Genomic DNA, 17,334 nt, shown 5'->3' on the forward strand with positions numbered 1-17,334 from the left:
GTCGCCCCAGCCCACAGGCATGGGGAGGCTTTCCGGCACACCGGACAGCTCGACGCTCAGGGGCGCAGGGCGCGCGGGGGCGGGCGGGCCGTCATGGGGTGCCTCCTGAGGCAAGAGGGGAGGCCGCGGGGAAAAGGGGTCCGGGTACGGGATGGCGCTGGATCCGCCGGTACAGCGAGGGCGCGGCGGCAACGCCCACCAGGCAGAGCACGAAGCACAGCCCGAAGTGCGTGGAGTAGCCCAGGGTCTCGGCACTGAAGCCGCTCACGGCCCCTCCCAGCATCTGCACCAGGTTTCCGATGCAGTACTGCACGGTAAAGTCCGTGGCGGCCTGGGCGCTGCAGCAGCGGTCCATCATCAGGGACAAGATCACGACGATGGCCATGCTCGTGACCAGGTACTGGAAGACAAACGCCGCCGCCAGGATCCAGAAATCGTGGACACCGGCCGCAGCGACACCCCACCAGACCAGGGTCGACAGGGCCTGAAGGATCATGACGGCAATCAGCGCCCGGTAGCGGTCCATCCGGTGCAGGAGAAGGGCGCCCAGGAGGCTGCCGCCGAAGCCGGCGCACACGCCGAAGACCCCCCGAAGCAGGCCGATGGACTCGGACCGGAGCCCCATGTCCACCAGGAACGGGGATTCCATGGTCATCGAGGCGCTGCGCCCCAGATGGAACAGGAATATGAGGGCGATGATGGCCAGGGCGTCCGGGCGCCTCAGGAAGACCATGACCCCGGGCGTCACCCGGGAGGGCGGGGCCACCCGCCCCTTTTCGGGAAAGAAAAAGACCGGAACCACCGTGAGCCCGACGATCAGGGCGAACAGCCCGACGGCGCCCTCGACCCCCAGGGTGGGCACCAGAATGAGGATAATGCCGCTGCTCACAAGGCTGCCCACCCAGTAGCCCCCGACCTGGAGGGCGTTTCCGGTTCCCCGCTCCGAGGGCTTCAGGCGGTCCACCGCCAGGCCGTGGGCCGCGACGTCGCTGGTGGAGGCCGCGAACCCGGCCAGCATCAGCAGAACCAGGGCGATGTAGACGTGCCCCGCGCCCAGCTGGAACCCCAGAAGCACAAACAGGGGCGGCAGGGTCAGCTGCAAGGGGACGATCCAGGATTTCCGGTGGGGACGGTTCCACAGGGCGAACCGGTCCACAAGCGGGGCCCAGAACACATTCAGGGCCCAGGGCAGCATGGCCAGGGAGGACAGTCCCACCAGCCACAGGCTCACCCCCTCCTGGCGCAGGACCGTGGGGAAGGTGGAGCAGATGAACCCGACCACCAGCCCCTGGGCGGCATACAGGCCCGCAAGAACACATCCCAATCGCAATGGCATTGTTTTTATCTTTCCTTTGGCCGCTGGGGGTGTGTCGGGCCCGACGTCGCGCAGGCCTCCGCGCCCCGGTTGCCGGACGACATCTTGCGAGATAGTCGCAACTGGGGACCGCTGGCCGCAATGAGGGGGGCTTGCGAATGCGGGACTCTTCTTTTCGTCCGCCGGACTAGAAGGGATGGGTGCGCCGGATCTGCCCCGGGGGGTGTCCGTAGTGTTTCTGGAAGAGGCTGCAGAAGTGGGGCAGCGTGTAGCCCACACTGAAGGCGGTCTGGGAGACGTTCATCTCGCCGGCGGCCAGGAGCTGGTAGGCCCGCTCGAGGCGCCGCCGCTTGAGGTACGCATAGGGGCTGTCGCCGTACAGCCTTCGGAAACCCCGGGTGAGCTTGCGCACGTTCAGTCCGCTCTGGCGGGCCAGTTCGGGCAGCGAGGGCGGCGCCTGCATGTGCTCGACGAGAATGGCGCAGGCTTTTTGCACCCGGGTCACATCCAGGGCGCTCAGGGCGGCGGTGTCGGCCGTGTCCTTGCGGCAGACCAGGCCCTCGATGGCCAGGGCCGCGAACTCCAGGGCCTTCGCCGTCTCGTACAGCGAGCCCGAGGCGCTGTTGAGGGGGCAGTTCAGGAGCTGCCGCGCCAGCGAGCACAAGGTGCGGTCCGCCGGGCGCAGAAGAACCCGGGGCAGCGGGTCGTCATCATGGGGGCTTCGGGCCTCGGCAAGGTCTTCCATGTTGATTCCGGCCGTCTTCAGGCAGGAAAACTGGATGGACACATAGGTGATGGGCTCTCCCGGGTGGAGCACATAGCGGGTGGGGTAGCCCTCCGTCGAGGCCGCAAGGTAAAGCAGGGGGCTGGACAGGGTCACAGGCCGCGCCCGGTTGCGTGGATACATATCCAGGGATCCGGACAGCATGACACCGACCCGGATCCCCGGCGGCAGGCTGCCGTCCATGGGCGCGGCTTCGGTGCCGGGCTGGAGGCAGTGCCTGAGGAGTGTGATACCCCGGGGAAGGGACAGCGGGTGCATCAGGAGATCGGGCGTCGGCGCGCAGGACACGCCGTCGGGTTCGACTTGCTCAAGAGCTTCGGAATCTGATGCCATGGTCCCCGTTCCGCACCGGTTATGCGAATGGTTATCATGCATGATCCGGCGCGCCTGTCAAACAGGGACTGGACCGGCCCGGGCGACCCGCCGTCCAGCGGCAGGGCGCTGCCCGAAGACCCGTCCCGGTGCGGATGCCCGGGCGCTGAGGCCGGGAGGTGCTTTTGGCAGGGCGTGGGTGCTGGTCGTGCCGCAGGCCGGGCCCCGGTCGCGGAGGGTTCCCGGGCGGAGGCTGGACAGGGGTGTCCGGGAGCGCGGCAGTGCAGTGGGAGGGGGGCGGGGCATCAGCAGCGGGGAGTGGATCGGGCGGAGCCTCCGGGAAGGGCTCCGCCCGGCAGCGGGCGGCTGGGCCCCCGGCTCCAGTGGGGGCCGCCGCCACGTTGGGCGACAGAGGCGCTGGGCGCAGAGGGACTGCGCCCCGGTCGGGGAGAGCGGGCGGAGCACTATGGGGGGAGTGGCCCCGCCCGGCACCGGCAGGCTAGAACGTGTAGCTTGCCGTCACGCCGAGGGTTCGTCCCTCTGCGGCGGTTCCAAGGGTGAGCCCCTGGAAGTCGGTGAAGGCGCTGGTCAGGTACCGGTCATCAAGGGCGTTCTTCATCCAGCCCAGAACCTTCCAGTCGTCGCCGGCAAAGCCGATACGCATGTTCACCAGGTTGACGGGGCCCCGGGAGTGGGCGTTGTCCGCCATGAAGTAGTAATTGCTGGTGTAGTTGTAGTCGGTTCCGGCAAGGAAGCGGACATTCGCGCTGACGGGCCTCTCGTAGGACAGGCCGACCGTCGCCGTATGGCGCGGCGCCTGGGGGATGTCCTTGTTGTCGTAGTTCACGCCCAGGATGGGATCCTTGTAGTCGGTGAACTTGGCGTGGGTGAAGCCGTAGCCGAAGTTGGTTTTCAGGTGCTCGGTGATCGAGAGCGCTCCCTCGATCTCGAAGCCCCAGCTGCGCCCGGCGTCCGCGTTGGACACGATCTGCTGGAGCGGCGAGATCGCCTTGATGGCCTGAAGGTCCGACCAGTCGTTGTAGAAGGCGGCAACGTTCAGGTTCAGGCGCCGGTCGAGCCATTCGGTCTTGGCGCCGATTTCGTAGGACCAGACCTTTTCCGGGGCGTAGATGTTGACGGCGCCGTTTCCGATCCCCTGCCCGATCCCTCCGGCCCGCCAGCCGTTGGAGATGCGGCCGTAGGTCATGAAATCATCACTGAACCGGTAGCGCAGGGTCAGCTCGGGATTGATGGCGTTGAAGCTGGTGTTGGCCGAGGCACGCCCCGCGACCCACTGGGCCGGGTTTTGCGGCGTTGCCGTGACGGTGGCGGTTCCCCGCTGAAGCTCGTAGGTGTAGCGGACGCCCCCCTCGACCTCGAGCGCGTCGGTCGCCTGCCACGTAAGCTGGGCAAAACCCGAGAGGCTGTTGGTGTACTTGTCCAGGCCCTGGCCGGACATCTGGCTGCGGGGCACCTGGGACCAGTCGAACATGTCGGCGCCCTTCAGGCTCTCCCAAAGATAGAAGCCGCCGACCATCCAGTTGAGGCGCTCGCCCAGGTCACCGGCCAGGCGCAGTTCCTGGGTGAACTGGCGCTGGCGCTGCCACTGGGCCTGGCGCAGCACGTCCCGGGGCTGGTAGTCGCCATCCATCATCACATCGTAATTGTATCCGCGAAAGGCGGTGATCGAGGTCAGGGTGACGGGGCCGAAATCGTGCTCGGCGCGCACGCTTGCCCCGGCAATCTCGCGGTTTTCCACGGGCCGTATGCTCAGGTTCACCCGGTCCTTCAGGACATCTTTGATGCCGCCGACCAGCCAGCCGTCGCTTTCGTCGATCGAGTAGTCCGCGGAGACGCGCACGGTGGTGTTGTCCGAGGGCGTCATGTCCGCAATCAGGCGGACCGAGCCGTTGCGCACGTCACCGAACCGCCGGCCGTCCCAGTTTTTTACGGATCCGTCCTGACGGGTGAGGGAAAATGACGTGCGGGTCTGGAGCTTGTCCGAGACCGGAACGTCCACGGCCCCCTGGGCGCGTCCGAAGGCGTGGAGGCCTCCGCTCAGTTCCAGGTCCGCTCCGAAAACGGGGCCCGGGGCGATGGGGGTCAGGTTGATGGTTCCGGCGGTGGCGCTTCGGCCGTGAAGAACCGCCTGCGGGCCGCGCGCGATCTCGACGCCCCCGGCATCCATCAGGAAGGAGGGCAGTCCCGCCGGGCGCGCCAGGTAGACGCCGTCCAGGAACATGGCCGCGCCCTGCTGGCGGTCCATTCCGATGGCGCCGATGGTGCCGCCCACGCCACGAATGGCGATGGAGGGGGCCATCATGCTGCCCTCGTCGAAAAAGGTCACGTTCGGGGTGGCGGCAATCACCTGGTCGATGGTGTCGCGCCGCCCGGTTTCCAACTCCCGGGCGCCCATGACCTTGACGCTGGCGGGGGCGTCCTGGAGACGCTCGACCCGGCCGCGCGTTGAAACCAACACCGGATCCAGGTAAATGGAGTCGTCGGTCGCCACCGCTTCGGACACGGCCCGGGGCGCGGCGTCCTCGATGGTCCTGTAGCTGTCTGTAAAATCAGTCGTCTGGGCAGAAGCCGTGCCGCAAAGCAACAGGGGCGGAAGCAGTGCTGCAATCGCACCTGCTGGACGGTGTCGGAAACGTGAGTTGCTCATGCCGGCCTCCCTCGCCAAAGGGGTTCAAACAAGATCCGGTCATGACACTGCGTATCATTTGCATGAAAGGGGCGAGCGCCACGCGAGATCGTGAACGCCGGGTAATACCAGCGCGCGTACAGCCCTCACAAGAGGCGGACGTTATGAATGCCGGACTATCATTTTTGATCCCGGAACGGACAGGGGGCCGGGGCTCCGGCGTTTTCGGGAGGTGGCCGGAAAACGGAAGCGGGTGGATGCCAAACCGCCGGCCGGGTCTGCTCACGGTCACGGGGAGATGGCGGGGAAAGGGAAGCTGGCGGACGCGGGGCCGCTTGCGCAGGGCGCCCGCGCTCGCGATCTCGCTGCGTCCGGGAATACCGCGTCCGGTTGGAGGGTCCGCCGGGTGCCCTGTCGGTCCGGTCGGTCAGCCCAGTTCGTGGAGGCGGTCGGCAATGGCCTCCACATCCAGGGCCGCGTCCGCATTCGGCGAGCGGGTCAGCAGGGGAACCTGGTTGCGGATGGCCTCGCGGACCCGCGTGTCCCGGCGCACGATGCCGAGCAGGGGCGGCGAGTACTTCAGGAAGCTCTGGCAGGCCTTGAGCAGGGTCTGGTAAGTCCGCTCCCCCTCGCGGGTCGAGTTCGAGGCATTGACCACGATCCGGATATCCACCTGGGGATTGTCCAGAACGTTGAGCTTGATGAACGCATAGGCGTCCGCCATGGAGGTGGGCTCGTCGTTGACCACCAGCACGATGCGCCGGGCGACGGCGGCCAGCATCTGGTTCGAGCGGCCCATGCCCGCGCCCAGGTCCAGGATCACGCGGTCGTAGCCCCGTCCCACAAGGAGCAAGTCCTCGATCAGGATCTGGAGGCGTCCGGGCGGCAGGGTGGCCAGGCTCCCCGAGCCCGAGCGCCCGGCGATGATCTCGAAGCCGCCGGCCGGGTAGGGGGTCACGGTCTGGTTCAAGGTGCGCTCGCCCGAGATCACACTGCCCAGGTCGTAGCGGGGGATCAGCCCCAGGTGCAGGTCCACGTTGGCGAGGCCCAGGTCTCCGTCGAACAGAAGCACCCGCTCGCGCCTGCGGGCCAGGGCATGGGACAGGGTGACCGCAAGCCACGTCTTCCCCACACCGCCCTTTCCGGAGGCGATGGCAATGAAATTGGATCCCGGACGGGGGCCCCGAGCCACCGGGGCCGCCAGCGTCGGCGCGGCATTCCTGCCGTGATCAGAGGACCGGGGCACCATCAGTTCGGTTCCATTTGAAAGTCAGGCCCGGACGACGGAGGCGGGCGGTCGTCCGCGGGCAAAATGAGCTGCGCAAGGGAGGCGGGGGCAATCGCATACAGTCCATCTGCAACATGGGGATTGATCGAGACATCTCCAAACGCGAGTTTTCCAGCCTCGGCTGCCGCGAGTATCCCCCCCAGCCGGCGGGCCATGTCGAGCCGCGAGGCGAGAATCCGGGTCGCTCCCACCTCGGCGAAGGCCTCGGCGATGTCGATGGCTTCCATGGGGTCCACCCCGGCATTCAAAACGAGGACGATGTCCATCGGGCCGGAGCGGGTCAGGGCTCCCAGGAACGCCATGTCCTCGGCGGAAAAGGGGTTCAGCCCCGGGGTGTCGATGAAGACGGCGCACGGGCGGCTGCGCAGCCCGATCAGCAGGGCGGACAGCATCCCCGGATCCCGGGCCTTCTGGAGGTCGATATCAAGAATCCGGGTGAAGGCGGACAGCTGGTCCAGCGCCCCGGCCCGGATGGTGTCGGTGCTGATGACCGCGGTCTGGGTGCGGGCCATCTTTGCCCGGGCGGCCAGCTTTGCCACCGCGATGGTCTTTCCGGTTCCCGGCGGCCCCACCAGAAGAACGGGGCGGGGAAGGGGTCCGGTGGCGGTGGGGGTGAAGCCGAACGCCTGTTCAAGGGCCCGGGAGCAGGCGCTCAGGGTGTCGGGGGCGTTGCTGGACAGGACGAGACTGACGAGCATCTCGGTCAGGCGGCCCGGAGTGCCGTGGAAGGTCAGGGCCTCGCGCACGAGGTCGGCCATGGGGGTCCGCCGCGCCCGGCCCAGAGCGACCTGGATGTCATCCTCACGGCTGGAGGTCTCCACGGCTGCGGTGATGCGCACGCCGCTGCCATCCGCTGCGCGCTGGGTCGAGACGATGATGGCCTCGTCTCCCAGTTCGCTCCGGATTGTGGCCATGGCTTCCGCCATGCTCTCGGCCGTGTAGCACTTGAGGCGCATAGACCACTCCGCAGTCAGGAATACGTCGGGGGCCGCGGGTGCGGGTCTCCCGGTTCAGAAAAAGCGCTCCGCATTATATTCACATATGGCGGTTAACGGTCATTTAACAGGGGAAAAAATGGCGGGTTTGCGGGCTTTTGCGGGCAGGGCTTCGGGGGTCCGGAGGCCGGGTGTTGCAGGTGTGCAACTGTCTTGTGGAAAAAGGAAATCCGGCGGTGCGAGGGCTTGAAAGCCTCCGGAGCGCGGCGTATGCAGGCCGGAGGCTCGCCGTGGAGCGGGCGTCCGAGATAAAAGTCTTTATGTGCCGGAGTATTGACCCATGAAACGCCTGCTGCTTGCCGTTGTCTGCCTTTCGTTTCTTCATTCCGGTCCGGCGCTGGCAGGGCACGCCCGCTACACAAGCGGGGTCGAGGGGCTCCGGGTTGCCAGCTTCCCGCCGCCGGGGGCCTACTGGCGGACGTACAACGTTCTGTACACCGCGAACACCCAGGTTGATGACGCCGGTGACCGCCATGGCATGGACGTGGACGTGTTCGCGTTTGTGAACCGGTTCATCTACTCCAGCGAGGTCGAGGTTCTGGGCGGAAACTGGGGCTTTGACGTGATCGTGCCCCTCACCTCCACAAGCTTGGACGCCGGCTTCCCGGCCGGGCGCAACAGCCGCGTCGGCATGGGCGACATCCTGGTGGAGCCCTTTGTTCTGGCCTGGCATGGCGCCCGCTGGGATGCGGCCCTGATCTGGGGCCTGTATCTTCCGGTCGGGGACTACAAGGCCTCCAAGCCCGCGAGCGCCGGCAAAGGCTACTGGTCCAGCATGGTCTCCGGAGGGGGCACGGTGTACTTCGATGCCGAGAAGACCTGGAGCGCGTCCCTCCTGGCCCGCTGGGAGCATCATCTGACCAGGCAGCGGACCACGAAGACCGAGATCGGCGATGACTTTCACTTCGAGTGGGGTGTGGGCAAGCGGCTGACCCCGTTCTTCGAGGTTGGTGTCACCGGCTATTGCGAGTGGCAGCTGGAGGGGGACCGCACCCGCTCGGGCTCTCGCGGTGACCGGGCGCGGGCCTTCGCCGTCGGCCCCGAGCTGGGCTACACCATCGAGCCCTGGGGCCTGGATGTGACCGTGCGCTCCCAGTGGGAGTTCGGCAACCGCAACGCAACCCAGGGAAACATTTCCAGCCTGGTGTTCACCAAGGCGTTCTGATCCGGCTGGGCTCGGGCCCGATTCGCCGCCTTTTGAGGCTGTCGGCCTCCCGCGTCCTGTCCGGCGCGGGGCGGCCGATTTTGCCGCCCTGGCTGCGGCTCCGGGTTCCCGGGCGCCGGTTTTTCCCCTTGGGGCGGTCACATGGGGCCTGTGGGCCCCCCGCTCCCGGCGGGCGCCGAGTCGGCAACAATTTCCCATACGGTAACATGGTTGACGAACTCCCGGAAAAGCCTCACTTTTTCTGGAGCGGCACCCCTGTGTCCGCTCGGGTTCCTGGTCCCCGAAAGGAATGCTGTCCCATGGCCGTCGATGCCGTTTCCGCAGCCTCGCGCACTCCGGCTGCTGCTGGTTCGCCTGCGGCCCCGTCGCCCGTTGGGGCGCAGGAGGACGATGGCCTGTTCGACGGGCTGTCCTTCTGGGATCTTCTGGACGTCGTCAATCCCCTTCATCATCTGCCCATTGTGGGCCCGGTCTACCGGCACTTTTCCGGCGACGAGCTGAAATCCGGCCCCCGTCTTGCGGGGGGCTTTCTGTTTGGCAGCTGGATCGGTCTTGCGGGCTCGGCCTTCGAGGTAGCTCTTCAGAAAACCACCGGCCGGGACACGGGCGAGCACGTGTTTGCCCTGTTCGAGGGGGAGCCCGAAACCCTGTCGGCCTCCGGCTCCCAGCCGCTCCGCCCCGCCATCCTGGGGGGAGGGCGCGATGACCACTACCCCGAGGGCTGGGGCACGGTGAACCCCCACGGCCCCACCGCCCTGGTGGGGGCTCCGGGGTCCGCATCCGTTCCCTTTGACGGTCTTGATATTCGGGCCAGGGCTCCGGACCGCCTTGCAGACGGGGGCACCGCGCCCGCGCGTGCACCGGCGGCCGTACCGGCGCTGGAGCTTCGGGCCGATCTGCGGACGCCCGCCCCCCTGTCGGCGCCGGGCGCGAGCGTGGGAGGCTTCTCGCCCCTGGCCGCCAACGTCATGGCGCCCCCGGACCGGGTTCCCGGCCCCCGGGATCCCAGGGAGGTGGTTCACGCCCGCAATGCCTCTCTTCCGCCACCGAGGCTGGGTGGCACCCATCCGGGCGGTCTCCCCGGTCCTGCGGATCTGGGCCCCGGAGCCCTGTCCCGGGAGTCCATTCACGACCGGGCGATGCCGGGCAGTGCCTCCGCGCCCGTGATCCGCGCGGCGTCCTCGGCCCCGTCTCCGGCGGCGCCTCCGTCGCCTGCGGCCCTTGCGGCCGATCCGCTCGGGGTTGCGCTGGGGCCCCGTCCTCCCGGAGGCCGTCTGGCCGACAAGCTGCCCCCGTCCCTTCCGGACCTGTCCGGGAAGCCCTCGTCCCTGCCCCGCTCCCTGACGGACGGGCGCACGTCCATGGAGCTTCTGGAACTGCGCATGCAGGCCATGGCGCCTCCTGCCGGGGTGCGGGTGGTGGCGCCGGCCGGCGCCGCGGCCGGGGCCTCCGGTCCGGACCGGCGCACGGTCACGGCCTCCCGCGAGCCGACCGGGGAGACCGGCGATGCCAATCACAGGGGCTCGCGCTCCCGTTCCGGCACCCGGCCCTCCGTCCCCGCGGGCTCGCTTGCCAACGCGCCTGCGTCGGCTCCTGCGCTCGCCTCCCTCCCGCCCCCGGTGCCCGCGTCCCCCGGATCGGATGCCCGGGCAAACAGAACCGCCGGCGTGTCGGTGCCCCCGTCGTCCGCACCGGGGCCGACGGCCTCCCGGTTCGAGTCCGATTCCGCCCTCTGGGGCCTTCAGCAGATGATGCGCAATCTGGACACCTATCGCCGCAACCAGGCGGCCACGTCCGGCGCGGCGGCCCTGAACACGGATGTCTGACGTGTCCGCACCCCGTCCTCCCGTCGCCGGAGCCTCCCCGTTCTGTGACACGATCCGGGTGAGTGTGTCGTCCGTGGGCGCCACCACCGGAACCCTTGTGGCGGGCGCCCTGGTGTTCCCCTGTACCCTGGGCCGCACGGGGGTCTCGGATGCCCGGGTCGAGGGCGACGGAAAAACCCCCCTGGGCTGCTTCTCCCTGCGCCAGGTGTACTACCGCCCGGACCGGGAGAGCCCGCCCGAAACCGGGCTCCCGGTTGCGCCCTTGCGCCCGGAGCAGGGCTGGTGCGACGATCCCCGCGACCCCGCCTATAACCGCGAGGTGACGTTGCCCTTCGCGCCGTCCCACGAGGTTCTGTGGCGCGAGGACGCGCTCTACGACCTGCTGTGCGTGATTGGCTACAACGACGATCCTGTGGTGCCGTTCCAGGGCAGCGCGATTTTCCTGCACGTGGCGCCGCCGGAGGGCCGCCCCACCCAGGGCTGCGTGGCCCTTGAGAAAGAGGCGCTGCGGCAGGTGCTGGCGCTGTGCGGGCCCCGGACCCGGCTGTGTGTCCACCTGGACGGTCCCGGAGACCCCTCGGCCGCCTGACCGGGGTGATGCATTTGCGCCTGGCGCCGCGACTTCCGTGCGTCCCGGGACACCGCGGCGCACAGGCCTTTGCGCGGGACAGGGCAGGTCCGCCGGGAGTGCACCGGTCTTCGCGCGCCGGACACTCCCCAGGTTTTTTTCAGGCTGGCGGATGCGGATTCGGGATGGCTTCAGGGCTTCAGGGCCATCATCCGGACGGCGGCCAGGACATCCAGGACATCGAACACCCGGGCCACATAGTGGTCATGCAGGACCACGGGTTCGGCCTGCGGTCCCAGAAGGTCTTTCTCCAGGGAGGCCACCACCTTCCGGAGCCGGTTCCGGTGCCAGCCCAGGCGGCTTTGGATCGGGTCGGCCACGACGCCGGAGAACGCACCCGCCACGGCCACGGCGCCCAGAACCGACAGGGCCGTTACCGCCGTCGCCCCCGCTCCGGCAAGAGCCGGAAGCGCCGCGCCGCCTGCCGCCGCCTTCTGAAGCACAAGCCCCGACAGGGCCGACGACAGCCCGAGCGCGCCCGGGGTCATGTGCTGGGTCGTCACCACGCCGGTTCCCAGGCACAGCAGGGAGGTGACCACGTTGGCCGCTGCCGCCCGGGTTCCCATGTACCGGTCCACCGTGTCGCGCAGCCGGTCCTGAAACCCGGTGTCCCCCTGCCGGGCGAGCAGCGCCGAGCGGGTCTCGTCCAGCACCCGGAGCAGCTCCGGATCCCGGGCGATTTCCCGGGCAAGGGCGTCGACGTCGGTGCGCCGTCCCTCGCCGCCGTCCCAGGGCAGCTGGAGAAAATCGCGGTACAGAAGGAAGGTCAGTTCCCGGGTGACATCGGTGGGCAGGATGAGGTTCGTGCCCACGAGCCGGTCCGACAGGTGCCGGACCCGCCGGGAGCGCAGTCCCGAGTGGCGCAGCGCCACCCCCGAGAGGTTCATAAGCGCCTGGGGGATGGACAGAAGCGCGTTCACCGGGGCGCGGACGATGTCCGGGCCAAGGGCCACCCGGTGAAGATCGAGGCTGGCCCCGAAGGACCAGGTGTTCTCGATGAAGGGGTCAATTCGGCTGTTCAGGCCGTCCAGATAGCGACGGCTGGCGGCCCGGACCAGGGCCGCGGCCTCGTCGCGCAGGAGCGGTCCCGGCAGGGCCGGAGCATCGGTCTCCGGCCCCCGGGGCCCGGCGTGGGCCCCCGCCGTGATCATCGCGCGGGCGGTGCGGGCTGGTCAAAGCCCAGAAGCTCCTCGGCTTCCGAGCCCCGCAGCCCCACCGTGAACTTGAGGACCAGCCACACAAGGGCCGACGACAGGAACACAAACCCGCCGACCGCGGCCACTGCAAGAAGCTGCCCCCCGAACTGTCCGGAGACCACACCGGCGGCCAGAGTGCCCCAGATGCCGCACACCAGGTGCACGGGGATCACGCCCACCGGATCGTCCAGGCGCAGCAGGTCCATCAGGGCCACCGTCAGGACCACCAGGGCCCCCGCCACGGTGGTCACGGTGATTCCGGACACGCTGTAGAACGGGATCTCCACCAGGTTGACCGAGACCACGCCCCCCAGACCGGCCAGGACCAGGGCCACGCCATTGATGCGGCGGTAGATGATCTGGCTGACCACGGCGGCGGCAACCACGGCGGTGGCGGCGGCCAGACCGATGGCCTGGAACGACAGGTTCTGAAGCAGGAGATAGGCTCTGGGCATGTACTCCGGATCGGCAAAGAACCCGGCGGCGATATCATTCAGGACCGGCAGCCCAAGCGCCAGAAGGCTCGCCCCCGCAAGGGAGAGGGGCACGCTGGAGCGCGGCAGGTAGGTGGCGGTGCCGTCCGGGTGGAAGCGGCCGCGGCGGGCTCCGGCGATCAGCAGTCCCGCAAGCCCGGCAAACCCGGCGGCCGCGTGAACCGACAGGGGACCGCCGGCCGCCAGCGAGGCCCCGGCCTCGCCCAGCCAGCCTTCCTTGAGAAGCCAGCCGGCCTGAAGCGGGTAGATCACTCCGGCGAACACCGCCCCGAACAGGACCAGCGGCCAGAAGCGGACACGCTCCGCGACGGCTCCGGCCACCAGAAGCGTGGCCAGCACCGCAATCACCACCTGGGTGGAGAGCATGTTGCGCGCGGCGTTCAGGCTCACCCAGTCGGGGGAGGCCAGAATACCCGCAAGGTCGCCCTGGGCCGTCGAGGGCAGGAAACCGGCAAGGCCGCCCGCGCCGCCCGGGACCATCAGGGGATAGCCCGCCAGAAGGAACGCGAGGGAGGCAAAGGCTCCAAGTCCCGCCAGGTTGATCGCCTGGGAGGCCGCGTTCACAGGCCGCGACAGGCCCGACTGGAGAAGGGTCACCCCGAGGGCGCCGCCCACCAGCAGAAGCATGGAGAAGACGTAGAAAACGTTCTCGAACATGGCAAGGGAGTTGCGCCGCTTGATCTCGGCCTGGGACAGGGGCGTCTGGACGGCGGGCTCGGCGACGTCGGCCGCCTCGGCACGGACAGCGTCGGGGTCAACGGCCTGCGGCGCGGGGAGGGTTCCCGGGCGCTCGCGGGCGGTGTCCGCCTGTGCGACGAGAACGCCCGCCGGATCCGCGTAGGCCCACGATGGGGCCGGAGCCAGAACGGTCATCAGGAGGCACAGAAGTCCTGCAAGGGCGAAACTCGTTCGTGAAGAAGTCATGGGTATGGGCCTCGTGTTCGATGGGAGCCGGAGCACCTTAATGGAAAACAACCGTCCGGGCACCATTGATCATGATCCGGCGCTCCACGTGCCAGCGCACGGCGCGCCCCAGAACAAGGGTTTCCATGTCGCGACCGGCGTTCACCAGGTCACGGACTCCGAAGGTGTGGTCAACCCGGGCGACCTCCTGCTCGATGATGGGGCCCTCGTCCAGCTCGTCGGTGACGTAGTGGGCGGTGGCACCAATCAGCTTGACGCCCCGGCCGTGAGCCTGGTGGTAGGGCTTGGCTCCCTTGAATCCGGGAAGGAAGGAATGGTGGATGTTGATGCAGCGCCCGGACAGGACACGGGACGCCTCTTGCGAGAGGATCTGCATGTAACGGGCCAGCACAACAAAGTCAGCCCCCGTGTCCTCGACGACTTTCAGGAACGCCTTTTCCTGAAGCTCCTTGGTGTCCTGGGTCACGGGCAGGTGATAGTAGGGGATCTGGTGCCACTCGGCCACCTGGGCCATGTCCGGGTGGTTGGAGATGATCGCCGGGATGTCCACGTTCAGAAGACCCGAGCGCCAGCGGTGCAGCAGGTCGTCCAGGCAGTGGCCGAACTTGGACACCGCAATGACCATTTTCTGGCGCTCCCGGGCGGAGAACAGTTGCCACTTCATCTGGAAGCGCTCGGCCACGGCGGTGAACTTGTCCCGCAGAACCTCGATATCCGGAAGGTCCGGGGTGTCGGAGCGGATCACCGTGCGCATGAAGTAACGCCCGGTATCCGGGTCGGAGTACTGCGCGGTTTCTGTAATGAAGGCGTTGTTATCGAAAAGAAAGCCGCTGACCGCAGCGGTAATGCCAAAGCCGTCCGGGCAGGTGACGGTCAGGATCAGGGAATCGCGGGGATCCCCGTTGTGCAGACGTTCTGAGGACATGGCTCACCCGATAGCAAAAAGGAGTGCAAGCTGTTTACCGCTTCGACCGGATCGCGTCCAGCACTAAGCGTGGCCGTGTGCCGCTTTGTCCTTGACGCCGGGGGCAAGTCGTCCGATGAAAAAAAGCCTTTCCCCGTATTCTTTTCAGGAGACCGTTTATGAGCGCAACCTTGATCGACGGCAAAGCCTTTGCCGAGCGAACCCGGGAGCGGATTGCCCGCGACGTCACCCGCCTGAAGGCCGAAAAGGGCGTTGTGCCCGGGCTTGCCGTTGTCCTGGTGGGCGATGATCCGGCGTCCCGGGTCTATGTCGCCTCCAAGGAGCGCCAGGCCAGGGAGGCCGGCTTTCACTCCGTCACCTACCGCCTGTCCGGCGACGTGGCCGAGGCGGAGGTGCTGAAAACCATCGCCGACCTGAACGCGGATCCCGCCATCCACGGCATTCTGGTCCAGCTTCCCCTTCCCGAGGGCATCGATTCCTGGAAGGTCATCCTGGCCATCGACCCGGACAAGGATGTGGACGGCTTCCACCCGGTGAACGCGGGCCGTCTCAGCATCGGTCTGCCCGGTCCGGTGCCCTGCACTCCGAAGGGCTGCATGATGCTGCTGGAGGACACTCTGGGCGACATCTCCGGAAAGTCGGCCCTGGTGATCGGCCGCTCCACCATCGTGGGCAAGCCCATGGCCATGCTGCTTCTGGCTGCGAACGCCACCGTGACCATTGCCCACTCCCGCACCCGGAACCTCGCGGAGCTGGGGCGCCAGGCGGATATCCTGGTCGCCGCCGTCGGAAAGCCGCACTTTGTCCAGGGGGACTGGATCAAGCCCGGCGCGGTGGTTCTGGACGTGGGCATCAACCGCCTGGATCCGACGGAGGAGTACCCGAAGGGCCGCCTGGTGGGGGATGTGGACTTCGAGGCCGCCCGGGCGGTGGCCGGGGCGATCACTCCGGTCCCCGGCGGGATCGGGCCCATGACCATCGCCTGCCTGCTTGACAACACCCTGGCGGCTTGTCAGGCGCGGCTGGAAACGGGCTCCGAGTAATCACGGGATCCGGGGCCTGCCACACCTGTGGATGCCGGGCCCCATTAGTGTGGAAAAAGGCCGGTTCCCGAAGAAAAGGGGAGCCGGCCTTTTTTTATGCTTCGGGAGTCAACTTGCCGGGAATCGGGCTGTGCGGAGAGTCCGTGGAAAAACGCCCCCTGTCACCCCCTGTGGAAAGTCAGTCTATTGATTAATATGGGCTTTCCCCGTTCGGGGGCTGTGGATAACTCTGTGGAGAAAGTGTGCGTTTTGCCGAGGAATCAGGCGGTTAGCACTCATTCTCAAAAACACCCATGGGGCGTGGACTTGAGCGTGTTCGCGTCTGAATAATTGCCTTCGAGCCGAAACGGACTCAGCCCATGCGCTCGATGTCCTCGTCGCTCAAGGTGCCCGGAACCAGGGTGACCGGAACTCCCAGACGGGTCGAGAGCCCCTGGCTGATGGCCGACACCAGAGGCCCCGGCCCGCGTTTGCCCGTCCCCACCGCCAGGACCAGCACCGAGATGGCGGGCTCATCCCTGATCAGGGAGACCAGTTCCTCGGCGGTGTCGCCCTCGCGCACGTACAGAACCGGGATGTGTCCCGAGCGGCGGTTGACCTCTCCGGCCATCCGCTGAAGCAGCTGTCCCGCCTCCTCCAGGGTCTCGCGCTCGAACGCCTTGCGGATGAAGGCGAAGCTCTGGATTGCCGGGGGCTCGATGACCCGCAGAAGGGCCACCTGCCCGTCGGCGATCCGGGCGCGCAGGCAGGCGTAGGCCAGCGCCGCGTGCATTTCCTCGGAATCGTCCACCAGAACCAGGAAGGTGCGCGGGCTGGGGCCGCAGCGGGCGCAGTCCGGGGCCGGGGTGTCTCCGGGGGACGTGGGCCTGTTGTCCGTCGATGTCATGGCGGTCTTCCTTTCACAGTTTCCGGAGAGGCCCCGGGTGGCGGGCCGGGGGGCGGGGCCCCCGCGGCCGTCAGGTGCGCCGGGATGCCAGCTGACCGGCCAGCCAGCCGGCCAGCAGGGCGACCAGGACCGAGCTGATCCCATAGACATAGGGGCGGTTCATGGCCAGGTCGTACAGGTCGGCACTGATTCCCGACCGGTCCAGGGACAGGGGGGTCTGCCGCACGCTTTCCAGGTTCCCGTCCCGGAACAGGTAGATGTCCACCGTGTAGCGGCCCAGGGGCGCGTTGGCGGGAAAGCGGATGGGCTTCTGAAACAGGGTGTCGCCCGAGACCGTGATGGTGGTGTCCGGCGTGGCGCCCACATCCTGCGGCGCATAGAGCCCCTGGTCCCGCTTCAGGGACAGGAACGCCTCGCGGAAGGTGGCAAGGGTCTCGGGATCCATCGGGGTCGACGTGCGGGTGGCCAGCTCCAGGTCCCGGGTGCCAATCTGGTTTCCGGCCAGCACGGCGGGCCCGGCAATGGCATCAAGGGGCCGGGTGCTCGCAACCTGGTAGAAGCCGGGTGCGTCCCGGAAGTCCACGGACTCGCCATAGACCCACAGGGGGCCCTTGTGGGTTTTCCGGCGCACGGTCTCGCTTCCCGCGGGTCCGCGAACCACCATCACCACATCCGCGTCCCGGACATCAGCGGTTCCGAACAGCAGCACCTCGGTGCCGGCGTAGGCGGTGGTGATGGAGACCTGGTGTCGGGACAGGTCCACAATAAAGGGCCCGCTGCGCGCCCGGGCCCCCGGCACGGTGAGGCCCGCGACGGCAAGAAGGACCACAAGGGCTGTCACAACGCGGACAGCCCGGGCGGCGGAGGGGGTGCGAGGGGCCGGAGCCCGAAACACACGGCGCACGG

14 protein-coding genes are annotated in these 17,334 nt (G+C 67.9%); 4 read left to right on the plus strand and 10 right to left on the minus strand.

Translation table 11 applies throughout. The features are described from left to right. Positions 1-91: 91 nt before the first annotated feature. The 5 genes from IHV25_RS06150 to IHV25_RS06170 form a co-directional block, all read right to left on the minus strand. Positions 92-1,336, minus strand: a complete 1,245-nt coding sequence (locus IHV25_RS06150) for an MFS transporter (RefSeq protein ID WP_192534241.1) — start codon at positions 1,334-1,336, stop codon at positions 92-94. A 166-nt stretch (positions 1,337-1,502) separates the two neighbouring features. Further along, positions 1,503-2,432 (minus strand): helix-turn-helix transcriptional regulator, encoded by a 930-nt coding sequence (locus IHV25_RS06155; protein WP_192534242.1) that lies wholly within the window; start codon positions 2,430-2,432, stop codon positions 1,503-1,505. Between the two features lie 478 nt (positions 2,433-2,910). Then, positions 2,911-5,079: a TonB-dependent receptor gene (locus IHV25_RS06160; RefSeq protein WP_192534243.1), complete on the minus strand. Its 2,169-nt coding sequence runs from the start codon at positions 5,077-5,079 to the stop codon at positions 2,911-2,913. 406 nt (positions 5,080-5,485) lie between these two features. Then, a complete protein-coding gene (locus tag IHV25_RS06165) occupies positions 5,486-6,307 on the minus strand; it encodes a MinD/ParA family protein (protein WP_192534244.1) in 822 nt (273 codons plus the stop codon). Continuing rightward, positions 6,307-7,302: a flagellar biosynthesis protein FlhF gene (locus IHV25_RS06170; protein ID WP_192534245.1), complete on the minus strand. Its 996-nt coding sequence runs from the start codon at positions 7,300-7,302 to the stop codon at positions 6,307-6,309. Before IHV25_RS06170 ends, IHV25_RS06165 begins: the two co-directional genes overlap by 1 nt. Positions 7,303-7,621: 319 nt before the next feature. Here IHV25_RS06170 and IHV25_RS06175 point away from each other — a divergent pair, with 319 nt between their 5' ends. The 3 genes from IHV25_RS06175 (at position 7,622) to IHV25_RS06185 (ending at position 10,921) form a co-directional block, all read left to right on the plus strand. Then, positions 7,622-8,506 carry a SphA family protein gene (locus IHV25_RS06175; RefSeq protein ID WP_192534246.1) on the plus strand — a complete coding sequence of 295 codons (885 nt, stop codon included), beginning with the start codon at positions 7,622-7,624 and terminating at the stop codon, positions 8,504-8,506. A gap of 299 nt (positions 8,507-8,805) precedes the next feature. Beyond that, positions 8,806-10,332 carry a hypothetical protein gene (locus tag IHV25_RS06180; protein ID WP_192534247.1) on the plus strand — a complete coding sequence of 509 codons (1,527 nt, stop codon included), beginning with the start codon at positions 8,806-8,808 and terminating at the stop codon, positions 10,330-10,332. Position 10,333: 1 nt separating this feature from the next. Next, positions 10,334-10,921 carry a L,D-transpeptidase family protein gene (locus IHV25_RS06185; protein ID WP_338048598.1) on the plus strand — a complete coding sequence of 196 codons (588 nt, stop codon included), beginning with the start codon at positions 10,334-10,336 and terminating at the stop codon, positions 10,919-10,921. 170 nt (positions 10,922-11,091) lie between these two features. On the opposite strand, the gene IHV25_RS06190 is transcribed toward IHV25_RS06185, so the two are convergent. The 3 genes from IHV25_RS06190 to purU are packed head-to-tail and all read right to left on the minus strand — an operon-like array spanning position 11,092 to position 14,499. Further along, positions 11,092-12,111: a DUF6635 family protein gene (locus tag IHV25_RS06190; protein ID WP_192534249.1), complete on the minus strand. Its 1,020-nt coding sequence runs from the start codon at positions 12,109-12,111 to the stop codon at positions 11,092-11,094. Then, positions 12,108-13,574: an ammonium transporter gene (locus IHV25_RS06195; RefSeq protein ID WP_192534250.1), complete on the minus strand. Its 1,467-nt coding sequence runs from the start codon at positions 13,572-13,574 to the stop codon at positions 12,108-12,110. Before IHV25_RS06195 ends, IHV25_RS06190 begins: the two co-directional genes overlap by 4 nt. A 37-nt stretch (positions 13,575-13,611) precedes the next feature. After that, positions 13,612-14,499: a formyltetrahydrofolate deformylase gene (gene purU, locus IHV25_RS06200; RefSeq protein ID WP_192534251.1), complete on the minus strand. Its 888-nt coding sequence runs from the start codon at positions 14,497-14,499 to the stop codon at positions 13,612-13,614. 158 nt (positions 14,500-14,657) lie between these two features. On the opposite strand from purU, the gene folD reads away from it, so the two are divergent. Beyond that, positions 14,658-15,542 (plus strand): bifunctional methylenetetrahydrofolate dehydrogenase/methenyltetrahydrofolate cyclohydrolase FolD, encoded by an 885-nt coding sequence (gene folD, locus IHV25_RS06205; protein ID WP_192534252.1) that lies wholly within the window; start codon positions 14,658-14,660, stop codon positions 15,540-15,542. Between the two features lie 352 nt (positions 15,543-15,894). Here folD and IHV25_RS06210 read toward each other — a convergent pair whose 3' ends face one another. Continuing rightward, positions 15,895-16,428: a universal stress protein gene (locus IHV25_RS06210; RefSeq protein WP_192534253.1), complete on the minus strand. Its 534-nt coding sequence runs from the start codon at positions 16,426-16,428 to the stop codon at positions 15,895-15,897. Between the two features lie 70 nt (positions 16,429-16,498). Beyond that, positions 16,499-17,332, minus strand: a complete 834-nt coding sequence (locus IHV25_RS06215) for a TIGR02186 family protein (protein WP_192534254.1) — start codon at positions 17,330-17,332, stop codon at positions 16,499-16,501. Positions 17,333-17,334 lie beyond the last annotated feature (2 nt).

Source organism: Phaeovibrio sulfidiphilus (assembly GCF_014861485.1).
Lineage (GTDB): Bacteria > Pseudomonadota > Alphaproteobacteria > Rhodospirillales > Rhodospirillaceae > Phaeovibrio > Phaeovibrio sulfidiphilus.